Source organism: Fibrella aquatilis (assembly GCF_017353255.1).
Classification (GTDB): domain Bacteria; phylum Bacteroidota; class Bacteroidia; order Cytophagales; family Spirosomataceae; genus Fibrella; species Fibrella aquatilis.
In genome coordinates, this window is record NZ_JAFMYU010000014.1 from 67,791 (window position 1) to 85,348 (window position 17,558).

Below are 17,558 nucleotides of genomic sequence, written 5' to 3' on the forward strand. Positions count from 1 at the left end.
GTACATTAATTCTTTTACCTCATCACCATAACCCGTTTGGTCTGCGTACCGGTTGGCTCGGCTACGCGCAGGAGGTAGGTGCCACTGGGCAGATCGCGTACGTCAATTTGCAGGCGGCTATCGGTGGTAGCCTGGCGACGGCGGAGTTGCCCATTCAGGTCGAGTAGGTCAACAGTAGAGCCTGCTTCCAGGCCTGTTACGGCAAATTGTTCCGTTGCCGGGTTGCCCAGAATAGTCAATTCGCCGTTGCTCCGAATCAGCACGGCCCGCACCTGCGACAATGCAAACTGCCCGTTGGCATCTACCTGCCGCAGCCGGTAGTAGTTCGTACCTCGGCTGGGCGACTCATCGGTAAAGGTGTATATCTGCCGCGCGGCCGTAGTACCCCGGCCCTCCACGCGCCCAACGCGCGTAAATGCTTGTGCATCCAAACTGCGCTCTACATCGAAATAGGCATTGCCCGACTCGCTAGCCGTGGCCCAGTCAAGACTAGCCATGTGATTATTAGCCTTGGCATTGAACGAAGACAGGGTGACAGGAAGCGTGGCGCTGGTGACGGTAAACGTTGCTGTGTAGTTAGCCCCGCCATTACTGTCATACCGGTCGCCAACCGTCGAGTTAATAAAGAAGTATACTTCTAATGTGTATGTGGCTGATGGTAGCCCGCTGGCCAGATTGATGTTATAATTGTTCTTCTCCCAGCGTTGGTTACCAGAGCCGTAGTCCTGGCCAAAGTCGAAACCAAGCGTAATGAACGCACCAGGCGTGCTGCCTACTTTGTAAACTCGGTAGGCCATGTTAGCGGCGGTCACATCGGCAGAACTTTTGAACGATTTGAGCTGTCCGCCCTTTAAAAAGATGGAGTTTACGCTACCGAAATTGCTGCCCTGGAATGCTGCGTTGGTCACATCGTCATTCTTGGTACCATAGCGGTATTGGTTGCCTGTTGCGTTTATATCAAGGATGACGTACGAATTATAGATGCCTGCGTCAGCACAGGCGTCTTTGGCAAAGCACAATAAGATACCTGAAAATATAAGGGTGTAAAGTAGTTTCATAAATGGCGTCTTGTTTGATACGCAAGTTGCTAAGTGCTAGTGATTTTTCAATGACAGATAGTAATATTCCCTTATAAAAATGCTCTACCTGTTTCTCCTAACCTGTGCCATTAGCTTCCTGGGGTCTGTGCCACCCAGCGCGCTTAGTATAGCCTTGGTGCAAACCACACTAACGAGGGGGTGGTGGGCTGCTGTGTTACTGGCGCTGGGTGGCTGTGTGCCTGAAGTGCTTTACGGGGGACTGGCCGCAGGAGGACTCACACTGCTTTTGCCGAAGTATGTATGGCCTATATGGCTAACGTATCTGCCTGTGCTAGTGCTATTTATCGTTGGTGTTGCCACAATTCGTCAACGCCCTATAGACTCTACGGCGCTATCACCAACAGGGGGCTCCGTGTCATTTGGGCGCGGGTTGTTGCTTTCGCTTATCAGCCCGCAACTGCTCACATTCTGGTCGGCGGTGTGGCTATCCTTGCCGGGTGAACTGGTTGGGGTGGCGGGTGCCCCGTGGGCATTTGCGCTGGGTGCCGCAACGGGCGCTTTCGTCCTGCTCATGGGCTACGCCTGGCTCGCTACGCGCTACCGTCACCGACTGCTCCACTACCTGTCTAACCGCTGGCTGAACTGGCTATCCGGCGGCTTCCTAATCGCCATGGCCTGCTGGCGGTTAAGGGGAACAATGTACAATGTATAATGCACAATGTACAATGGCTTCGCACTGAGCAGGTGCCGAATGCGAAACCATTGTACATTGTGCATTATACATTGTACATTAACCTACTTTTGCCGGAAAAATAACGTCAGCGGCACACCGTCGAAACCGAAATGTTCGCGAAGTTTATTTTCCAGGAAACGTTCGTACGATTCTTTGATGTACTGCGGCAAATTGCAGAAGAAAATAAACGTAGGCGACGGCGTTGGCACCTGAAGCATATACTTGATCTTCACGTGCTTACCTTTCAGTGCCGGTGGTGGATACGCCTCGATCTCGGGCTGCATCAGCTCGTTTATTTTCGACGTTGGAATCTTCTTCGTTTTATTTTCATACACCTCCATCGCCTTTTCCATTACCTGAAAAATACGCTGTTTCTCGTGTACCGATGTAAAGATCACGGGCAGATAATCAATGGGGGCCATGCGCTGAAGGATTTCCTTTTTCCAGACGTCGGCCGTGCGGTGATCTTTCTCTACGGCATCCCATTTATTTACCATCAGCACCACGCCTTTTTTGGCTTTAATGGCCTGCCCGATAATGGTCATGTCCTGGCTTTCCATGCCCCGTGTGGCGTCGAGCATGATGATGCACACATCCGACTCTTCCATGGCCTTAATCGTGCGCAGCGTCGAATAGAATTCGATGTTGTCGCTTACGCGGGCTTTGCGGCGCAGACCGGCGGTATCGGTCAGGATCAGGTCTTGTCCGAAGGCCTTGTAGCGGGTATTGATAGCGTCGCGGGTGGTACCGGCAATGTCGGTTACGATGGTGCGCTCTTTGCCCAGCAGTGTGTTCACAAACGACGACTTACCCACGTTGGGACGGCCAATAATGGCAATACGGGGAATGCCCGCGTCGGGGTCTTCGACCTCTTCCGTTGGAAAATGCTTGATCACGTCATCGAGCAAATCGCCTGTGCCTGAGCCGGTTTGGGCCGAAATAGGGTACGGGTCGCCCATGCCGAACGAATAAAATTCAGACGCGGCCTGAAGGCGGTCGGTGGTTTCGGCTTTATTAGCCACCACATAGACTGGCTTTTTCGAGCGGCGCAGCACGTTGGCAAAATCTTCGTCCAGCCCCGTGATCCCGGTCATACAATCGACCACAAACAGGATCACCGTGGCTTCTTCGATGGCCATTTCTACCTGCTCGCGGATGGCCTCTTCAAAGACATCTTCCGACCCCACCACATACCCGCCGGTGTCGATAACGGTAAAAAACTGGTTGGTCCATTCGGCCCGCCCATAGTGCCGGTCGCGCGTTACGCCCGACTGGTTATCCATAATGGCCTGCCGTTGCTCGATCAATCGATTAAACAGCGTTGACTTACCCACGTTTGGGCGGCCTACAATTGCGACAATGTTTGACATTTTTTTAAAGGAGGAAAGGGAGGAACGGAGGAAGGGGAGAAAAGGGGTAAGGGGTTGTGCATGAGCATCCCTTTCCTCCTTTCTCCCGTTCTTCCCTTTCCTCCTCTCTTATTTATTCGTCATAGCCCAACCGCCGGAGCATGCGCTCTTTTTGGCGCCAGTCGGGTTCTACTTTGACATGTGTTTCTAAAAAGACTTTTTTACCGAAGAAGCGTTCCAATTCTTCGCGGGCCATGATACCCGTTTTCTTGATCATGTTGCCTTTCTCGCCCAGCAGAATGGCCCGTTGCGTAGGGCGTTCCACCAGAATTTCGGCGGAAATAACCAGCATGTCCTCGCGGTCTTTGAACCCTGTGATGACCACTTCCGAGCTGTAGGGCACCTCTTTCTTGTAGTTCAGAAAGATCTTTTCCCGAATCATCTCCGAGGCAAAGAAGCGCTCGGGCTTGTCGGTCAGTTCATCTTCCGGAAAATACGGCGGATGCACCGGCAGGTAACGCACGATATCGTCGAACAGCCGGTCGAGGTTAAACCCGTTCAGCGCCGAGATCGGAATAATCTCGGTGGCCTTGCGGGGAGCGCCAGGGGCGGCTTCTTCGGCAACGGGTTGGGCGTCGGTCTCGTCGTCGGCAAGGTCATCTTCGTCAACCAGGCTACCGTCTTCATTGAAGCGGAGCGAGTCTTCGTCAGGGATGCCTGCTTTCTTGCCTCCTTCACTGCTTTCATCCTCCAGCACAGCATAACCGCCCACGCTGAAGTGCTCTTCCCAGTACCGGATCTTCTCTTCTACCTGTTCGGGCGAGGCCTGATCGATCTTGTTGATAAGCAGGATAATGGGCACGTTGGCGTACTTAAGCCGCTTGATCACGTCGTCTTCGTCGTGTTGCTCGAAGATATCGGTCACAAACAGAATCACGTCCGCGTCTTCCAGCGACCCGCGCACGAAGCTCATCATCGACTCGTGGAGCTTGTATTTGGGTTGAATAATGCCCGGCGTGTCGGAGTAGACGAGCTGGAAGGGTTGCCCGTTGTGGTTGCCGTTGAGGATACCCATGATCCGGTGGCGGGTGGTCTGGGCTTTTGAGGTGATGATCGAGAGGCGTTCGCCAATCAATTGATTCATGAGGGTCGATTTACCGACGTTCGGCTTACCGACGATGCTCACGAACCCGGCCCGAAAATCGGGGGCGGGTGGGGCGCCCGGATTTAGTTCTCCGGGGGGTTGTATGTCAGGTGATCCCATATTGGTCTGATAACCAATGGCTTTGAGGTGAAGGCCATGCCTTATGTTTCACAACGGAAGGCGGCCAGAAAAATATTTTTACAAAGGTACTTGATTTTATTGAAAGTTGCCGTACATTTGCACTCCCAACATCGCGGGATGGAGCAGTTGGTAGCTCGTTGGGCTCAAGTAATTTGCATCATCAGCCAAGTAAGAACAGTAACGCACGAAGCTGTTCTGAGTGAGTCGAAAGACAAACAAACTGATGAAGTATGGGCAGCGTGACTGGTAACGGACACGTGTAAATTTGTCAAATTCGGGGAAGCCGGTAGTGCGGTAATCCCGAGCCAAGCCAAGGCGAAAGCTGCGGAAGGTGTAGAGACTGAATGGCAAAACCCTACCCACGTTTCGGCGTGAAGGGATAAGAGACAGTCCAGACCACAAACTGAGAGGGCAGCGAAAGCTGTAGTGGTAAGCATAACCCAAAGGTCGCTGGTTCGAGTCCAGCTCCCGCTACAAAGAAAACCCCTAATTATCTGACTGTTAGATAATTAGGGGCTTTGTCTTTTAAGGCGTGTACGGTTTGGTGTACGGAACTGCTTTTTACATCTGCTTAACCTAGTGCATAACATGACATTTTCGCAGCGTATGGGTCTGAAGCCAGTACGGACACTGATTCAGAAAGAAAGCGCAAATGCAACATTGAGAGGTCAAATTTGCGGTGGAATCAGAATCTTACAAGTAGTCGAGAGGTAAACAACAGCAAGGCCATGTAAACTGTACTCGTAACGGGTCGGATACGGACAGGCACTATTTCCATAACCAATAGCTTGATATACAGATAATTATTAAAACTGTTGCTTTTATAAGGCATCGTTCAGTTGCATACAATAAAATTTATATGATATTCGACCGATTTACCGTTGATTGAATTTGATAGGCACGCTTAGCGTTGCATATCAATGGTCGTACCAAATGTTACTATCTACTCCTCATATGGCTAAATTGAGAATACCGGATAGGTACAAGCCTGGCTTCACTGCCTTTGCTACCTTATCTGATCAACAACGTCAGCAGCTTGTTGACTTGCTAGCTGAAGTGTCGGTTGAGAATCCCAAATCTTCAACTGCTAAGCAAGTCGCGGATCGATTGCAAATTGATGATGCCTTGGCATTAAGTGTTGTAGATGCTCTGCTCAGTCTGCCTGTTGCTCAGGAACAGCTTGGTAATAGTATACAAGAGTTTGTCGACAACTTCATGGAAGCGCTCGCTTCGCCGGAATACGCGCTTAGCGATGAAACTTTAACGTCAATTCAATCAGTGTTGCTCAGTTTTTTCAATAGCAAGGGAAATTATCATTTAACGAATAAGGCCCGGATGCTCTCAATGCAACGAGAGCGGTTGTATATGAGTGCAAAAGTTTTGACAGATTTACGCCCCCTGTTTGCTGAAGAGGAAGAGAGTCAAATTCAAGCGTTAACAATCATCCATACTCTTCAAATTGAGTATCAAGAAGATAATGGCATCAAAACAATCCAGTTCGCTTTGGACAATGTAGATATCGGAGATTTGAAGATGCAGTTGGAACGTGCCGATAAGAAAGATTCTGTGCTGAAAAAGACGGTTGCCAATCTTCCTGACAAAATTTTGTAGTCTACGATTACTTCACCTGACTTATGGAAACATTTGATTATTTATTTGATGTCCGCGATGAAAAAAGACATTCATCGCTTGACACTGTAGAGAAATGGGTGATTGAGGAAGAGGGTTTCTTACCTAACCCTGACTACTCCTACCGGACTAAAACGGAAAGGCCGAGAGTCTTCACGAATTATGATTATTACAACTTTCAACCGTCACAATTAATTGCCGTTGAAACAATCAATGGCAAGACAGTCAACCTGCCCAAAACATATCAAGCGTGGGCAGACGCAATAAATAAGTCCAAATACATTCTTACCTATATCGATGTTAACGAGGAAACGGAGGAAAGGACTACGTATTGTCCTAAAACTTGGGCGCGTACAGTTGACCTGTTAGTTAGCGTCGCTAATCTCGCCGCGCAGGGCGATAAGCACCTGCCTGCACCAGCTATTTTTGATGGATATGAAGGTAGCATTGATATACATTGGGAAACGCCCCAAATGAGAATGCTTGTTAATGTTCCTAAATCGTTGTCAGAACTTATTTCATATTATGGCGAAGACTCGAAAGGTCAATCTGTAAAAGGAAAATTGTCCGACAGAGACGATCTGAAAAACAATTTGTTAGCTATTCTTAAGTCCGCCTATTGATGCAAGGATCAAACTGGCCAATTGAGCCTATTCCAAATGAGCACGATGTATACTTTAGGGTTCATAAAAACTATATTGTAAATGATGGTCCCTACATGTTTAAACCAAGAGCTTTTGTTGAACGCGGGGATAAAGCAGATCAACACAAAAGCATGTCAACCAATTGGGAAGAGTATTCTACTCCAGAGCAGACCCAATCCGAAGCAAAAATTCCCATGGATAACGGTGTAGTTGCAATGTCGGTGGGGGGATTGCGAAGCGAAAACCTGACAGTTAATCACGCTCCCATTCCTACAATTAGAGCTCATACGGATGTTAATGGACTGCCTGATGATATCAAAGATGTAGAAGTTCGGGTTAAACTTTTCAAGCACTGCCGCTGGGTAATTAATCCCGAGCTTAGTACCAACCCATAACAACAAAAGCCTCCCGGTGAGAGAGGCTTTTGTTGTTATGGGTTGGTACTAAGCTCGGGATTAGGATTATTGCCGTCTAGTTACTTGTAAAAATTAACAGGATAGGTACTATACCAGCGTTCAAATTCGGCGCGGGTACATACACAAATCAGTCTCCCCATCTTAATAGATCTAAGTCCCTTAGTTATGTAATAGTCTACCGTCTTGGGTCTTACGCCCAATTCGGCGGCTATCATTTCGCGGGTCATTAACGGAGTTGCGCCCGGTAAGCCAGCGTGCCGTAGGTACGCCACAACATAGGCGCGGTGGTCGCGTACCTACGGCACGCTGGCTTGCCGGGCACAACTCCGTCTTGCTACAAACATTCAATCGCTACGCGACCAGAACGCTACTTGTAGATAGCTTCCTGACAAGAGATAAATTACAGCACAGATTTATATAGGTTTTCAGAGCTAACCTTAAAATCGGCGTCTTTTAAGGTTAGCTATGAAAACCGACCTTAAAACCAAGAGCACAGTGGCTGTGTCGGTGGGTGAAATGGGTACGGAATAGGGTACGGTTGCCTTTACCACGTACCTAAACTTCTGCCTTCCTATGAACCATCTCGCTGCCGCTGATTACGCGGTGTTCCTGACCTATTTTGTCATTGTAGTCGGTTATGGCTATTGGATTTATCACTCTCGGCGAGCAGGGGAGACCGATACCAAGGCTTTTTTTCTGGCCGAAGGGTCGCTGACGTGGTGGGCTATTGGAGCCTCGCTGATTGCCTCGAATATTTCGGCTGAGCACTTTATCGGCATGGCCGGGTCGGGGTTTGCCATGGGGCTGGCTATCTCGTCGTATGAATGGATTGCGGCGGCGACGCTGGTGATTGTGGCCGCTTTTTTCATCCCCATCTACCTCAAAAACCGCATTTCCACCATGCCCCAGTTTCTGGCGCAGCGGTATTCCGACACCGTCAGCACCATTCTGGCGGTGTTTTGGCTGGTCGTCTACGTGCTCGTCAACCTTACGTCGATTCTGTATCTGGGGGCCATCGCCATCGAGTCGCTGGCGGGCATTTCGTTTACGACCTGCACCATCGGGCTGGCCGTTTTCGCCATTTTCATCACCCTAGGCGGCATGAAAGTCATTGGCTATACCGACGTCATTCAGGTGGTGGTGCTCATCGTCGGCGGGCTGGTGGTAACCTACCTGGCCCTGCAACTTGTGGCCGACAAATCGGGCGTGAACGGCGTCTGGAACGGGCTGCTGGCCCTTCGCACCCGCGCTGACGACCATTTTCACATGTTTTTTGCCGAGGGGCAACCGTATTATAACGCCCTGCCGGGGATGTCGCTGGTGCTGGGCGGTATGTGGATCAACAACCTTTATTATTGGGGCTGCAACCAATACATTGTGCAACGGGCGCTGGGGGCCGATTTGAAGACCGCTCGTAGTGGCATCCTGTTTGCCGCGTTTCTGAAACTGCTTATTCCGTTGATCGTAGTGATTCCGGGCATCGCGGCCTATGTGCTGTACAAAGAAGGTACGTTCGCCGCTGCCATGACCGGTGCTAACGGAGCCGTACGGCCCGACAATGCCTACCCCACGCTGATGAACCTGCTGCCCACGGGCATGAAAGGCCTGGCGTTCGCGGCCCTCACAGCGGCGGTAGTAGCCTCATTAGCAGGCAAGTGCAACAGCATCTCCACGATTTTCACGCTGGATATTTACCGGAAGTTCGTCGACAAGAACGCGTCGGAACAGAAGCTGGTGAACGTGGGGCGCTGGGCAGTGGTGGTGTCGTTTGTAGTGGCCATCATCATTGCCCCCATGCTTCGGTCGTTCGATCAGGTGTACCAGTACATTCAGGAATACACCAATTTCCTAACGCCGGGCGTATTTGCCATTTTCGTACTGGGCTTTTTCTGGAAACGCGCCACCAACCGCGCCGCCCTAACCGTGGCCATCCTGACGATTCCGCTCTCGATCCTTTTCAAATTCTGGCCCGAAATCAGCCACCTGTTTGGTAGTCAGGCCGCCGAAATGCCTTTCCTGCACCGCACCACCTGGGTATTTGGCATCGACATGGCCCTGATGGTGCTTGTGTCGCTGACCGACCCGGCGAGTGTACAAAATCCCAAAGGCCTGGCTATCGACCAGTCCATGTTCCGGGTGTCGCGGTCTTTTTTGGTCGGCTCTATTGTGATCGCAGTGATTCTCGGCGGGTTGTATACGAAGTTTTGGTAGGACCCCACCCCCGGCCCCTCCCCTGAAAGGCAGGGGAGGGGGGCAGAAAGGCGCGTTTTTTCTGTTTGGGTGGACTGTTCATGTAGCTTGTGCTTAAATTAGTTGCTTATGAATAACCCACTGTTTATGAGTCAACTAATACATAATCGAAAAACCGTTGAAGACGTACGTCGGCTACTACGAAAAAATCAGACAAGGCATGAGGCACTGCTTTGGGACAGGCTGCGAAGTAGCCAATTGAAGGGAAGAAAATTCAGACGGCAACACAGTGTGGGCATGTATATTCTTGACTTCTACTGCCCCGCCGAACGGCTGGCTGTTGAGATTGATGGCGACTCCCACACTACTGAAGAGGCTCGGCAGCATGATGTGGAACGTGACGCCACAATGACCCAACTCTGTATTCACACCCTCCGCATTACCAACTACGAAGTCGAAACAGATATAGAAGCTGTTTTGACCAAAATCTCGGCATACTTCAACTAGTCGTAGCCACGCGGACAGTCCACCCAAACGGAAAAAACGTGCCCTCTTGCTCCCCTCCCCTTGTTTAAGGGGAGGGGTCGGGGGTGGGGTAAACTCTCGCCTTGAAACAATTACCCCACCGAAACCATCTCACCCACCAGCGCCTCCCGCGCCTGTGCCGCCAATTCAAACGAATGCAGGCGGGCGGTGTGGTCGAATATTTGGGCGGTGATCATTAGTTCGTCGGCCTGGGTCTGGTCGATGAAGCGGGCAAGGCCCTGCTGAACGGTATCGGGCGCACCCACTACGGCGTAACGCAACATCTGGCCCGCACCCGTCTGCCGGAGAGCATAATCGAGCCGTTCGGGGTGGTCGACGGGGGGAGGCAATTGGCCCGGATTGCCGCTTCGGAGGTTGATAAACTGCTGTTGTGCTGAGGTAAACAACCGTTTGGCTTCCGCGTCGGTATCGGCCGCCACGACATTGACGCCCAGCATGACATACGGTTTTTTCAACGTTTCCGACGGTTGAAACTGCGTGCGATACGTGTGCAGGGCCTGCATGAGCGCATCGGGCGCAAAGTGTGACGCAAAGGCATAGGGCAGCCCCAGCATAGCGGCCAACTGTGCTCCGAACAGGCTGGAACCCAAGATCCAGACAGGTACGTTCAGTCCGGCGCCCGGCATGGCCTGAACGGCCTGACCCGGTTCGGCAGGTTGAAAATAGTGCTGTAGTTCAACCACGTCCTGCGGAAACGTATCTGGCCCGGTCAGGTTACGGCGCATGGCGCGGGCCGTAACCTGATCAGAACCCGGCGCGCGACCCACACCCAGGTCAATCCGACCCGGATAGAGCGAAGCAAGCGTGCCAAACTGCTCAGCGATCACCAGCGGCGAATGGTTGGGCAGCATAATACCGCCAGAACCAACCCGAATAGTCTGAGTGCCTCCGGCAATGTACCCAATCACCACCGACGTGGCGGCACTAGCTACGCCGGTCATATTGTGGTGTTCGGCCAGCCAATAGCGGTTGTAGCCCCACGTTTCGGCGTGTTGGGCCAGATCGAGGGCATTGTTGAGTGACTGTTTGACGGTGTTCCCGGCGGCAACGGGCACCAGATCGAGTACGGAAAATGGAACGTTATTCATGGCGTTGGAAAAGATAGCAGCCCAACTGAGTTGCTTACTGCATTACTTCTTCCCGTAACAAATTGGCCTGCTGAATAATTGCCAAGACAAAGTAGGGAGGTACTGTCTGGCAGCTTTCTCGAATCGGAATAATTATTGATGCCATCGCTTGGAGCGATGGCATCAATAATTGATTGTCCAGAATCCAGCATCCAACACCCAGTATCTTAAGGCTTTACCCGTACTTTTGTTAGTCTATCGCGTCAAATCCTGAATTACCATGCAGACCCAACAGGCTTTTACTCAGCAGGAAACTAACCCCCTCGCCAGCATCGAGCAGTGGGAGGACGATGTGTTGCTGCGCTATCCAGAGCCAACGCATAAAGCGAAGGAGGCTTACCGGAATTATGATAGCCCGGAGCGCGACACCGTACGGGAGTTTTACCGCCTCAATCACCGCTACCAGACGTTCGATTTTGTGCAGGAAAAGGAAGGCGAGTTTCTGAAGTTCGATAAGAAGGAAATGCCCGTCTGGAACGCAATGGAATTTCTAAATACACTCGTTGACGATTCAGACCCTGATACCGACCTCGATCAGCTACAGCACCTGCTGCAAACCGCCGAGGCTATCCGCGCCGATGGTCACCCCGACTGGTTTGTGCTGACGGGCTTTCTGCACGATATGGGTAAAGTGCTCTGCCTCTTCGGCGAACCGCAGTGGGCCGTGGTGGGCGATACCTTCCCCGTAGGCTGCGCACATTCCGACAAAATCGTGTACCCCGAATATTTTAGGGCTAACCCCGACAGTTACGATGAGCGGTATAATACCAAATATGGTGTCTACAGCCACCACTGCGGCCTGAAGAACGTACATATGTCGTGGGGGCATGACGAGTATCTGTATCAGATCACGAAAAATTACCTGCCCGAGCCGGCCTTGTACATGATCCGGTATCACTCGTTCTACTCGCAGCACCGCGAAAAGGCCTATGATCATTTGCTGGATGACCACGACCGGGCGATGTTCCCCTGGGTGGATAAATTCAACCCGTATGATCTGTATTCTAAAAGCCCAAAACCACCCGTGGTAAGCGAATTGAAGCCGTATTATGAAGACCTGATTGCTAAATATCTGCCTGCCACGGTTCGGCTGTAAGAATCTGACCCACAAGTGTAAGCGACGGTTGGAGTTTCAAAACAGCTTTCCTATCTTTGCGCTCCCGTTGAGAAAATAACATAGCCATGGCTAAGAAAGGTAATAGAATTCAGGTAATTTTGGAATGCACCGAGCAAAGGGCAGCGGGTGTTCCGGGTATTTCGCGGTACATCACCACCAAGAACCGCAAAAACACCCCTGCGCGTATCGAGCGCAAAAAGTACAACCCCTTCATGAAGAAGGTAACGTTGCACAAAGAGATTAAGTAATCAACTCATCAATGGCGGAACCCCGGCTTAGCGGCATGGTGGCATACGTCGAAACGACACAGCACAATGGCTAAGAAGGTAGTTGCAACCCTGAAAACGAAGGATAACGGCAAAGCATTTGCCAAGGTTATCCGCGCCGTGAAATCACCCAAAACGGGCGCTTACACGTTCAAAGAAGAAATGGTGCCGGTTGATGAAGTGCAGAACGCGTTCAAAGCGTAATTGCCTTCCATCCCAAACCCAATACAATGAAGTCCCGATGAGGGACTTTTTTTGTTATAGATTTGGTCATTGGCTTCGCTGTCATTTTACTGCGTAGTCATTCGCTTCGCTCTAATGACATTTCACTATGGCCTTCTTCGGATTATTTGGTAAAGAGAAAAAAGAGTCGCTCGACAAGGGGCTGGAGAAAAGCAAAGACAGCTTCTTTTCCAAGCTTGGTCGGGCTGTGGTGGGTAAAACCACCGTGGATGAAGACGTTCTCGACGAACTTGAAGACGTCCTGATCTCCTCAGACGTGGGGGTAGAAACCACTGTCAAGATCATCAAGCGCATTGAAGCCCGCGTGGCCCGCGACAAGTATATGGGCACCGACGAACTGGACACCATCCTGCGCGAAGAAATTGCCGGGTTGCTCTCCGACAGTACCGGCACGGCCATTACTGAACGTGCTGATTTTGAGCTGCCTGCAGATAAAAAGCCGTATGTGATCATGGTTGTCGGCGTAAACGGCGTAGGCAAAACCACCACCATTGGTAAGCTGGCCTCGCAGTTTCATAAGCGGGGCAAGAAAGTCGTGCTCGGCGCGGGCGACACCTTCCGGGCGGCGGCCGTAGATCAGCTCAAACTCTGGGGCGACCGTGTGGGGGTGCCCGTTATCTCCCACGGTATGAACACTGACCCCTCGGCCGTAGCCTACGACGCCGTGAAAAAAGCCACCGAAATGGGTGCCGATGTGGTCATTATCGACACCGCAGGGCGGCTCCACACAAAGGTGAACCTGATGAACGAGTTGTCGAAGATTAAGCGGGTGATGCAGAAATTCATCCCCGACGCCCCCCACGAAGTGCTGCTGGTACTGGATGGATCAACGGGCCAAAATGCCTTCATTCAGGCCACCGAATTTACCCGTGTGACGGATGTTACGGCGCTGGCTATCACCAAGTTAGATGGTACGGCCAAAGGCGGCGTAGTCATCGGTATCTCCGACCAATTCCGTATTCCGGTAAAGTACATCGGCGTAGGCGAAAAGATCGACGACCTGCAAACGTTTGACAAGATGGAGTTTGTCGATTCGTTTTTCAAGAAGTGAGTTTATTGGGCCACAGAGCTACACAGAGTTGAGGGGAGGTACACAGAGTTTCTTTTCTCTATTTTAGTTGAAAAAACTCTGTACACCTCCCCTCAACTCTGTGTAGCTCTGTGGCCCAATAACCTTTTTCTACTATGCGCTATATCCTGCTCTTGCTCAGCTTCTTAACGACCACTACTATAGCGCAGCATCGCAAAAAACCGGTGAACAGCAAGCAGGGTATTTGTGGTGTGGTAGTAGAGCGGAAGGGCAATCAGATGCCCGGCCCGGGTGCTAAATCCTCGCAGGGAGATCCCGTTTCGCGGGAGGTGTTGGTATATCCGGCCCTGATGATGGATGCCGTTGAGGGGATGGAAGAGGGCTTCGTTACCTCAACCAAAGGCGTAGAGCCGATCAAAACCACCCGCTCAGACAAGGCAGGTAAGTACTGCATCTACGGCCTGCCTTCCGGTACGTATACGGTGCTGGTGCGTGAGCCTAAAGGTCTGTATGCCAGCCTTTTCGATATCGACGGGCGGCTCAACCCGGTGACGGTGGAGAAGCAAAAAGTGGCCCGGCACAACATTCAGATTACGTATCAGGCGGCGTTTTAAATGGGAAATGTTTTATTGATCACGTTGCTTGTCCTGCTTCCATTTGGCTGGGTAATTTATAAGCTGATCCGATATAGTGCCGTGACAGTTGGCGACGAAGGGCCACTGAAGCAGCCTGTTCAGTATGCCTACGGTGAAAACGACGTGCTGAAGTGGTCGCAGATACCCCTGGTAGGTGTCATGGTTATTATGTTCACGTGGATCTGCTGGCTGCTGGTATCGAACTTGGCTACGGCGACAAAACCATGGCAGTATGGCCTCGTTATTTTTTCGGCGCTGCTGTGGTTGGCGCTGGTGTATTTACTTCTCGTCTTTTTTCGGTTGGAACGAAAGCTTTGGGGTATGTTGCGTGATACCGTACTTACCCTGGACCCACACACCAAATCAATTTCCGTTGACCGGGCCGGTGACGTCATTGAACTGACGACTGCAAACACGGCTTTGATCGAGCATCACTGGCTGAATCAGGGAAAATTCGGCCATTATTTCTACCGATTCGTTGATCACTCAGGCCGGAGTACTGCCTTTTATGATTATGGGAAAGGCCTTCCAGTTGCCCTGGATGTGTATTTCAAGGGTACACCTTACCGACTTGTTGAGCATCGTTACCCGTTTAAAGACATCCCGTTCAGCTGATTGATCATATCGCTTGAGCCGATGAACAGGGGTGAGCGCTGATGGAGAGATGTGGGCGCTATGGCCAAAATGCGTTGCTCACCGTTGCAGGCACGGCCACCGGCCTGCTCGGCAATGAAGGCCATCGGATAGCATTCGTAGAGCAAACGAAGCTTGCCTTCTGGCAACCGGGCCGTTTGTGGATAAAGATAAATGCCCCCTTTGATCAGATTCCGGTGGAAATCGGCCACCAGCGAGCCGATGTAACGGCCTGTCAGGCGTTGCTGCTTGCATTGTCGCAAATAAGCCTGCACGGGGATGGGGTAGTCGGCTTCGTTGCCGTCGTTGCACGAAAAAATCTGACCCGCACGGGGTTGCCGCAGGTTCGGGTGCGAGAGGATGTATTCGCCCAGCGAGTTGTCGTAGGTGAAGCCGCTTACGCCTTCGCCGGTGGTTAGCACCAGAATCGTGGAGGAGCCGTAGAGGATGTAGCCCGCCGCCACCTGCTGATCGCCGCCCTGTAAGAAATCGGCCAGCGTAGCCTTGCTCCCCACGGGTGTGATGCGCCGGTAGATGCTGAAAATGGTGCCTATCGACACGTTGACGTCAATATTGGACGACCCATCGAGGGGGTCGATGGCCACCACGTACTTGGCGTTGTCGTTGCCGGTATGGATGATGTCTTCGTCTTCTTCCGAAATCAGTGCGCAGACTTCGCCGCCATTCTTCAGCGCCCGGATGAACCGGATATTAGCCACCACGTCCAGTTTCTGCTGCGTTTCGCCCTGCACATTATTTCCCGACCCCGCCGAACCGGTGATGTCCATTAGGCCCGCCCGATTTATTTCGCGGTTGATGATTTTGCTGGCCAACGCCATGTCGCGCAAGAGTTGCGAGAGTTCGCCGGTGGCATACGGAAACGCCGTTTGCCGTTGCATAATGTACCGGTCGAGGGTGGTGCCGACGGGCAGAGCCAGATTGGCCAGCGCAGTCTGAACGTTCATGGTCATACGTGAGTAGTGGTGTAAGCTGTTACTGTTCAGCAAGTTAAACTGAACAGTAACAGGGTGGCTGGCTCAGTACTGATTAATTTCGGCTCGTTTGGCGTCGAAAAGGCCACAGACGTGGGTGGCCTGTTGGTCATACGCAGTGGCGTCGGTCCAGGCGTCGCGGGGGTTGAGCAGCGTGGCGGGCACATTGGGGCAGGTTTGCGGAATGGCCAGCCCAAAAACCGGATGGCGCTGATACGTCACCACGTCGGGGTCGAGGGCACCCGTGAGCGCGGCCCGGATGAGTGCGCGGGTGTGGGTGAGGCTGATGCGCTTGCCCACGCCGAAGCCGCCGCCCGTCCAGCCGGTGTTGACGAGCCATACCTCCGTATTATGTTCCCGGATCTTTTCACCGAGCATGGCCGCGTATTGGGTGGGGTGGAGGGGCATGAACGCTGCACCAAAACAAGCCGAAAACGTGGCTTGTGGCTCGGTAACGCCCATTTCGGTGCCTGCCACTTTCGCCGTATAACCCAGCAAAAAGTAGTCCATCGCCTGTTCGGGCGTGAGGCGCGAGATAGGCGGGAGCACCCCGAAAGCGTCGCAGGTGAGGAAGAAAATCGTGTTTGGATGCCCCCCTACCGATGGTAGTTGGACATTGTCGATAAAGTGAATCGGGTAGGACGTCCGCGTGTTTTCGGTCAGTGTCGTATCGGCGTAGTTGACCTGACCGCTACCGGGTTTGAACCGCGTGTTTTCCACGATAGCTCCGTAGCGGATGGCATCGAAAATCTGCGGCTCGTGTTCGCGGGTGAGGTCGATCACTTTGGCGTAGCAGCCGCCTTCAAAGTTGAAAATACCGTCATTGCTCCAGCCGTGTTCATCGTCGCCAATCAGGCACCGGTCAGAGTCGGCCGAGAGCGTGGTTTTGCCCGTGCCCGACAGGCCAAAGAAGACGGCCACGTCGGGTTTGCCGTCGGGGCGGGCGTGGCCGATATTGGCCGAGCAGTGCATGGGCAGCACGTTTTGCCGGGGCAGCAGGAAGTTGAGGGCCGAAAAAATGCCTTTCTTGATCTCACCCGCGTAGCCCGTACCGCCAATGAGCAGCACCCGTTTCGACAGGTTCAGGATGGCGAAATTCCCGTTCCGAGTACCGTCTTCGGCGGGGTTTGCCACAAAATCGGGCACGGCCAGTACGGTGAAATCGGGTTTGAACGTACCCAGTTTATTGTCAGGTACACGCAGGAACATGTTGTAACAGAATAGGTTATGCCAGGCCGAGGTGGTTAGGATACATAAATTCAACTGATGATCGGCATCGGCTCCGGCGTTGGCATAGCGTACATAGGCGGTCTGGTATTCCAGGAAATTCCGCATTCGCCGGTGCAGCCGGTCAAACTGCGCTTCATCGAACGGGATGTTTACCTTACCCCAATCGACGGTGTCGGCAGTTAGCGCATCGTGTACGATATACCGGTCTTTGGGCGAGCGGCCCGTAAACCGTCCTGTAGCGCACATCAACGCCCCGGTGTCGGTCAGTTGACCTTCGCCACGGCGCACGGCATGTTCGATCAGGGTTGAAGGTGGCAATTGGAAATACAGCTCGGCGGGGTCGCGGAGTTGTAAAAAATCAATCGCCTGATCGGCGGGTGATTGAAGCCCAATGAGTTGGGCAAACGGCTGTCCCTGTTCGATAACCATGTGCTTGTGTGATTGCTACGCTAA

At 52.2% G+C, this 17,558-nt stretch carries 18 protein-coding genes; 12 read left to right on the forward strand and 6 right to left on the reverse strand.

Translation table 11 applies throughout. From position 1 onward, the window contains the following. Positions 1 to 14: 14 nt before the first annotated feature. Positions 15 to 1,058: a T9SS type A sorting domain-containing protein gene (locus J2I48_RS17000; RefSeq protein ID WP_207336677.1), complete on the reverse strand. Its 1,044-nt coding sequence runs from the start codon at positions 1,056 to 1,058 to the stop codon at positions 15 to 17. A gap of 79 nt (positions 1,059 to 1,137) precedes the next feature. Here J2I48_RS17000 and J2I48_RS17005 point away from each other — a divergent pair, with 79 nt between their 5' ends. Further along, positions 1,138 to 1,752 carry a LysE family translocator gene (locus tag J2I48_RS17005; RefSeq protein ID WP_207336678.1) on the forward strand — a complete coding sequence of 205 codons (615 nt, stop codon included), beginning with the start codon at positions 1,138 to 1,140 and terminating at the stop codon, positions 1,750 to 1,752. Positions 1,753 to 1,835: 83 nt separating this feature from the next. Here the strand turns inward: J2I48_RS17005 and der are convergent, their stop codons facing one another. Both der and J2I48_RS17015 read right to left on the reverse strand, forming a co-directional pair. Continuing rightward, a complete protein-coding gene (gene der, locus J2I48_RS17010; protein ID WP_207336679.1) occupies positions 1,836 to 3,143 on the reverse strand; it encodes a ribosome biogenesis GTPase Der in 1,308 nt (435 codons plus the stop codon). A gap of 112 nt (positions 3,144 to 3,255) precedes the next feature. Further along, a complete protein-coding gene (locus tag J2I48_RS17015) occupies positions 3,256 to 4,386 on the reverse strand; it encodes a GTP-binding protein (protein WP_207336680.1) in 1,131 nt (376 codons plus the stop codon). A gap of 975 nt (positions 4,387 to 5,361) precedes the next feature. Here J2I48_RS17015 and J2I48_RS17020 point away from each other — a divergent pair. The 5 genes from J2I48_RS17020 to J2I48_RS17040 all read left to right on the forward strand — a co-directional run bounded on the left by J2I48_RS17020 (position 5,362) and on the right by J2I48_RS17040 (position 9,793). After that, the gene (locus J2I48_RS17020) at positions 5,362 to 6,018 is read left to right on the forward strand and encodes a hypothetical protein (protein ID WP_207336681.1); all 657 of its coding nucleotides are present in this window, start codon (positions 5,362 to 5,364) and stop codon (positions 6,016 to 6,018) included. A 23-nt stretch (positions 6,019 to 6,041) separates the two neighbouring features. Continuing rightward, positions 6,042 to 6,659, forward strand: coding sequence for a hypothetical protein (locus tag J2I48_RS17025; RefSeq protein ID WP_207336682.1), 618 nt, complete (start codon positions 6,042 to 6,044; stop codon positions 6,657 to 6,659). After that, complete coding sequence (locus J2I48_RS17030; RefSeq protein WP_207336683.1) at positions 6,659 to 7,075, forward strand: hypothetical protein; 417 nt, start codon at positions 6,659 to 6,661, stop codon at positions 7,073 to 7,075. The genes J2I48_RS17025 and J2I48_RS17030 overlap by 1 nt, the downstream gene beginning before the upstream one ends. A 594-nt stretch (positions 7,076 to 7,669) precedes the next feature. Continuing rightward, positions 7,670 to 9,307 carry a sodium/sugar symporter gene (locus J2I48_RS17035; RefSeq protein ID WP_207336684.1) on the forward strand — a complete coding sequence of 546 codons (1,638 nt, stop codon included), beginning with the start codon at positions 7,670 to 7,672 and terminating at the stop codon, positions 9,305 to 9,307. A gap of 126 nt (positions 9,308 to 9,433) precedes the next feature. Next, positions 9,434 to 9,793, forward strand: a complete 360-nt coding sequence (locus J2I48_RS17040) for an endonuclease domain-containing protein (RefSeq protein ID WP_207336685.1) — start codon at positions 9,434 to 9,436, stop codon at positions 9,791 to 9,793. Between the two features lie 110 nt (positions 9,794 to 9,903). Here J2I48_RS17040 and J2I48_RS17045 read toward each other — a convergent pair whose 3' ends face one another. Beyond that, positions 9,904 to 10,920: an LLM class flavin-dependent oxidoreductase gene (locus J2I48_RS17045; protein WP_207336686.1), complete on the reverse strand. Its 1,017-nt coding sequence runs from the start codon at positions 10,918 to 10,920 to the stop codon at positions 9,904 to 9,906. A gap of 259 nt (positions 10,921 to 11,179) precedes the next feature. Between J2I48_RS17045 and J2I48_RS17050 the strand changes: the two genes are divergently transcribed. The 6 genes from J2I48_RS17050 to J2I48_RS17075 all read left to right on the forward strand — a co-directional run bounded on the left by J2I48_RS17050 (position 11,180) and on the right by J2I48_RS17075 (position 14,865). Continuing rightward, positions 11,180 to 12,055, forward strand: a complete 876-nt coding sequence (locus J2I48_RS17050; protein WP_207336687.1) for an inositol oxygenase family protein — start codon at positions 11,180 to 11,182, stop codon at positions 12,053 to 12,055. Between the two features lie 86 nt (positions 12,056 to 12,141). Next, complete coding sequence (gene rpmG / locus J2I48_RS17055) at positions 12,142 to 12,324, forward strand: 50S ribosomal protein L33 (RefSeq protein WP_207336688.1); 183 nt, start codon at positions 12,142 to 12,144, stop codon at positions 12,322 to 12,324. Positions 12,325 to 12,390: 66 nt separating this feature from the next. Further along, a complete protein-coding gene (locus J2I48_RS17060; RefSeq protein ID WP_207336689.1) occupies positions 12,391 to 12,546 on the forward strand; it encodes a DUF4295 domain-containing protein in 156 nt (51 codons plus the stop codon). Positions 12,547 to 12,673: 127 nt separating this feature from the next. Next, positions 12,674 to 13,636, forward strand: a complete 963-nt coding sequence (ftsY, locus tag J2I48_RS17065) for a signal recognition particle-docking protein FtsY (protein WP_207336690.1) — start codon at positions 12,674 to 12,676, stop codon at positions 13,634 to 13,636. 134 nt (positions 13,637 to 13,770) lie between these two features. After that, positions 13,771 to 14,229, forward strand: coding sequence for a carboxypeptidase-like regulatory domain-containing protein (locus J2I48_RS17070; protein WP_207336691.1), 459 nt, complete (start codon positions 13,771 to 13,773; stop codon positions 14,227 to 14,229). Positions 14,230 to 14,409: 180 nt separating this feature from the next. Then, positions 14,410 to 14,865, forward strand: a complete 456-nt coding sequence (locus J2I48_RS17075) for a hypothetical protein (protein ID WP_207336692.1) — start codon at positions 14,410 to 14,412, stop codon at positions 14,863 to 14,865. On the opposite strand, the gene fbp is transcribed toward J2I48_RS17075, so the two are convergent. Both fbp and pckA read right to left on the reverse strand, forming a co-directional pair. Continuing rightward, positions 14,835 to 15,854 carry a class 1 fructose-bisphosphatase gene (gene fbp, locus J2I48_RS17080; RefSeq protein ID WP_374758162.1) on the reverse strand — a complete coding sequence of 340 codons (1,020 nt, stop codon included), beginning with the start codon at positions 15,852 to 15,854 and terminating at the stop codon, positions 14,835 to 14,837. The two genes, J2I48_RS17075 and fbp, sit on opposite strands and share 31 nt — an antisense overlap. A 66-nt stretch (positions 15,855 to 15,920) precedes the next feature. Further along, positions 15,921 to 17,534, reverse strand: a complete 1,614-nt coding sequence (gene pckA, locus J2I48_RS17085; protein ID WP_207336693.1) for a phosphoenolpyruvate carboxykinase (ATP) — start codon at positions 17,532 to 17,534, stop codon at positions 15,921 to 15,923. Positions 17,535 to 17,558 lie beyond the last annotated feature (24 nt).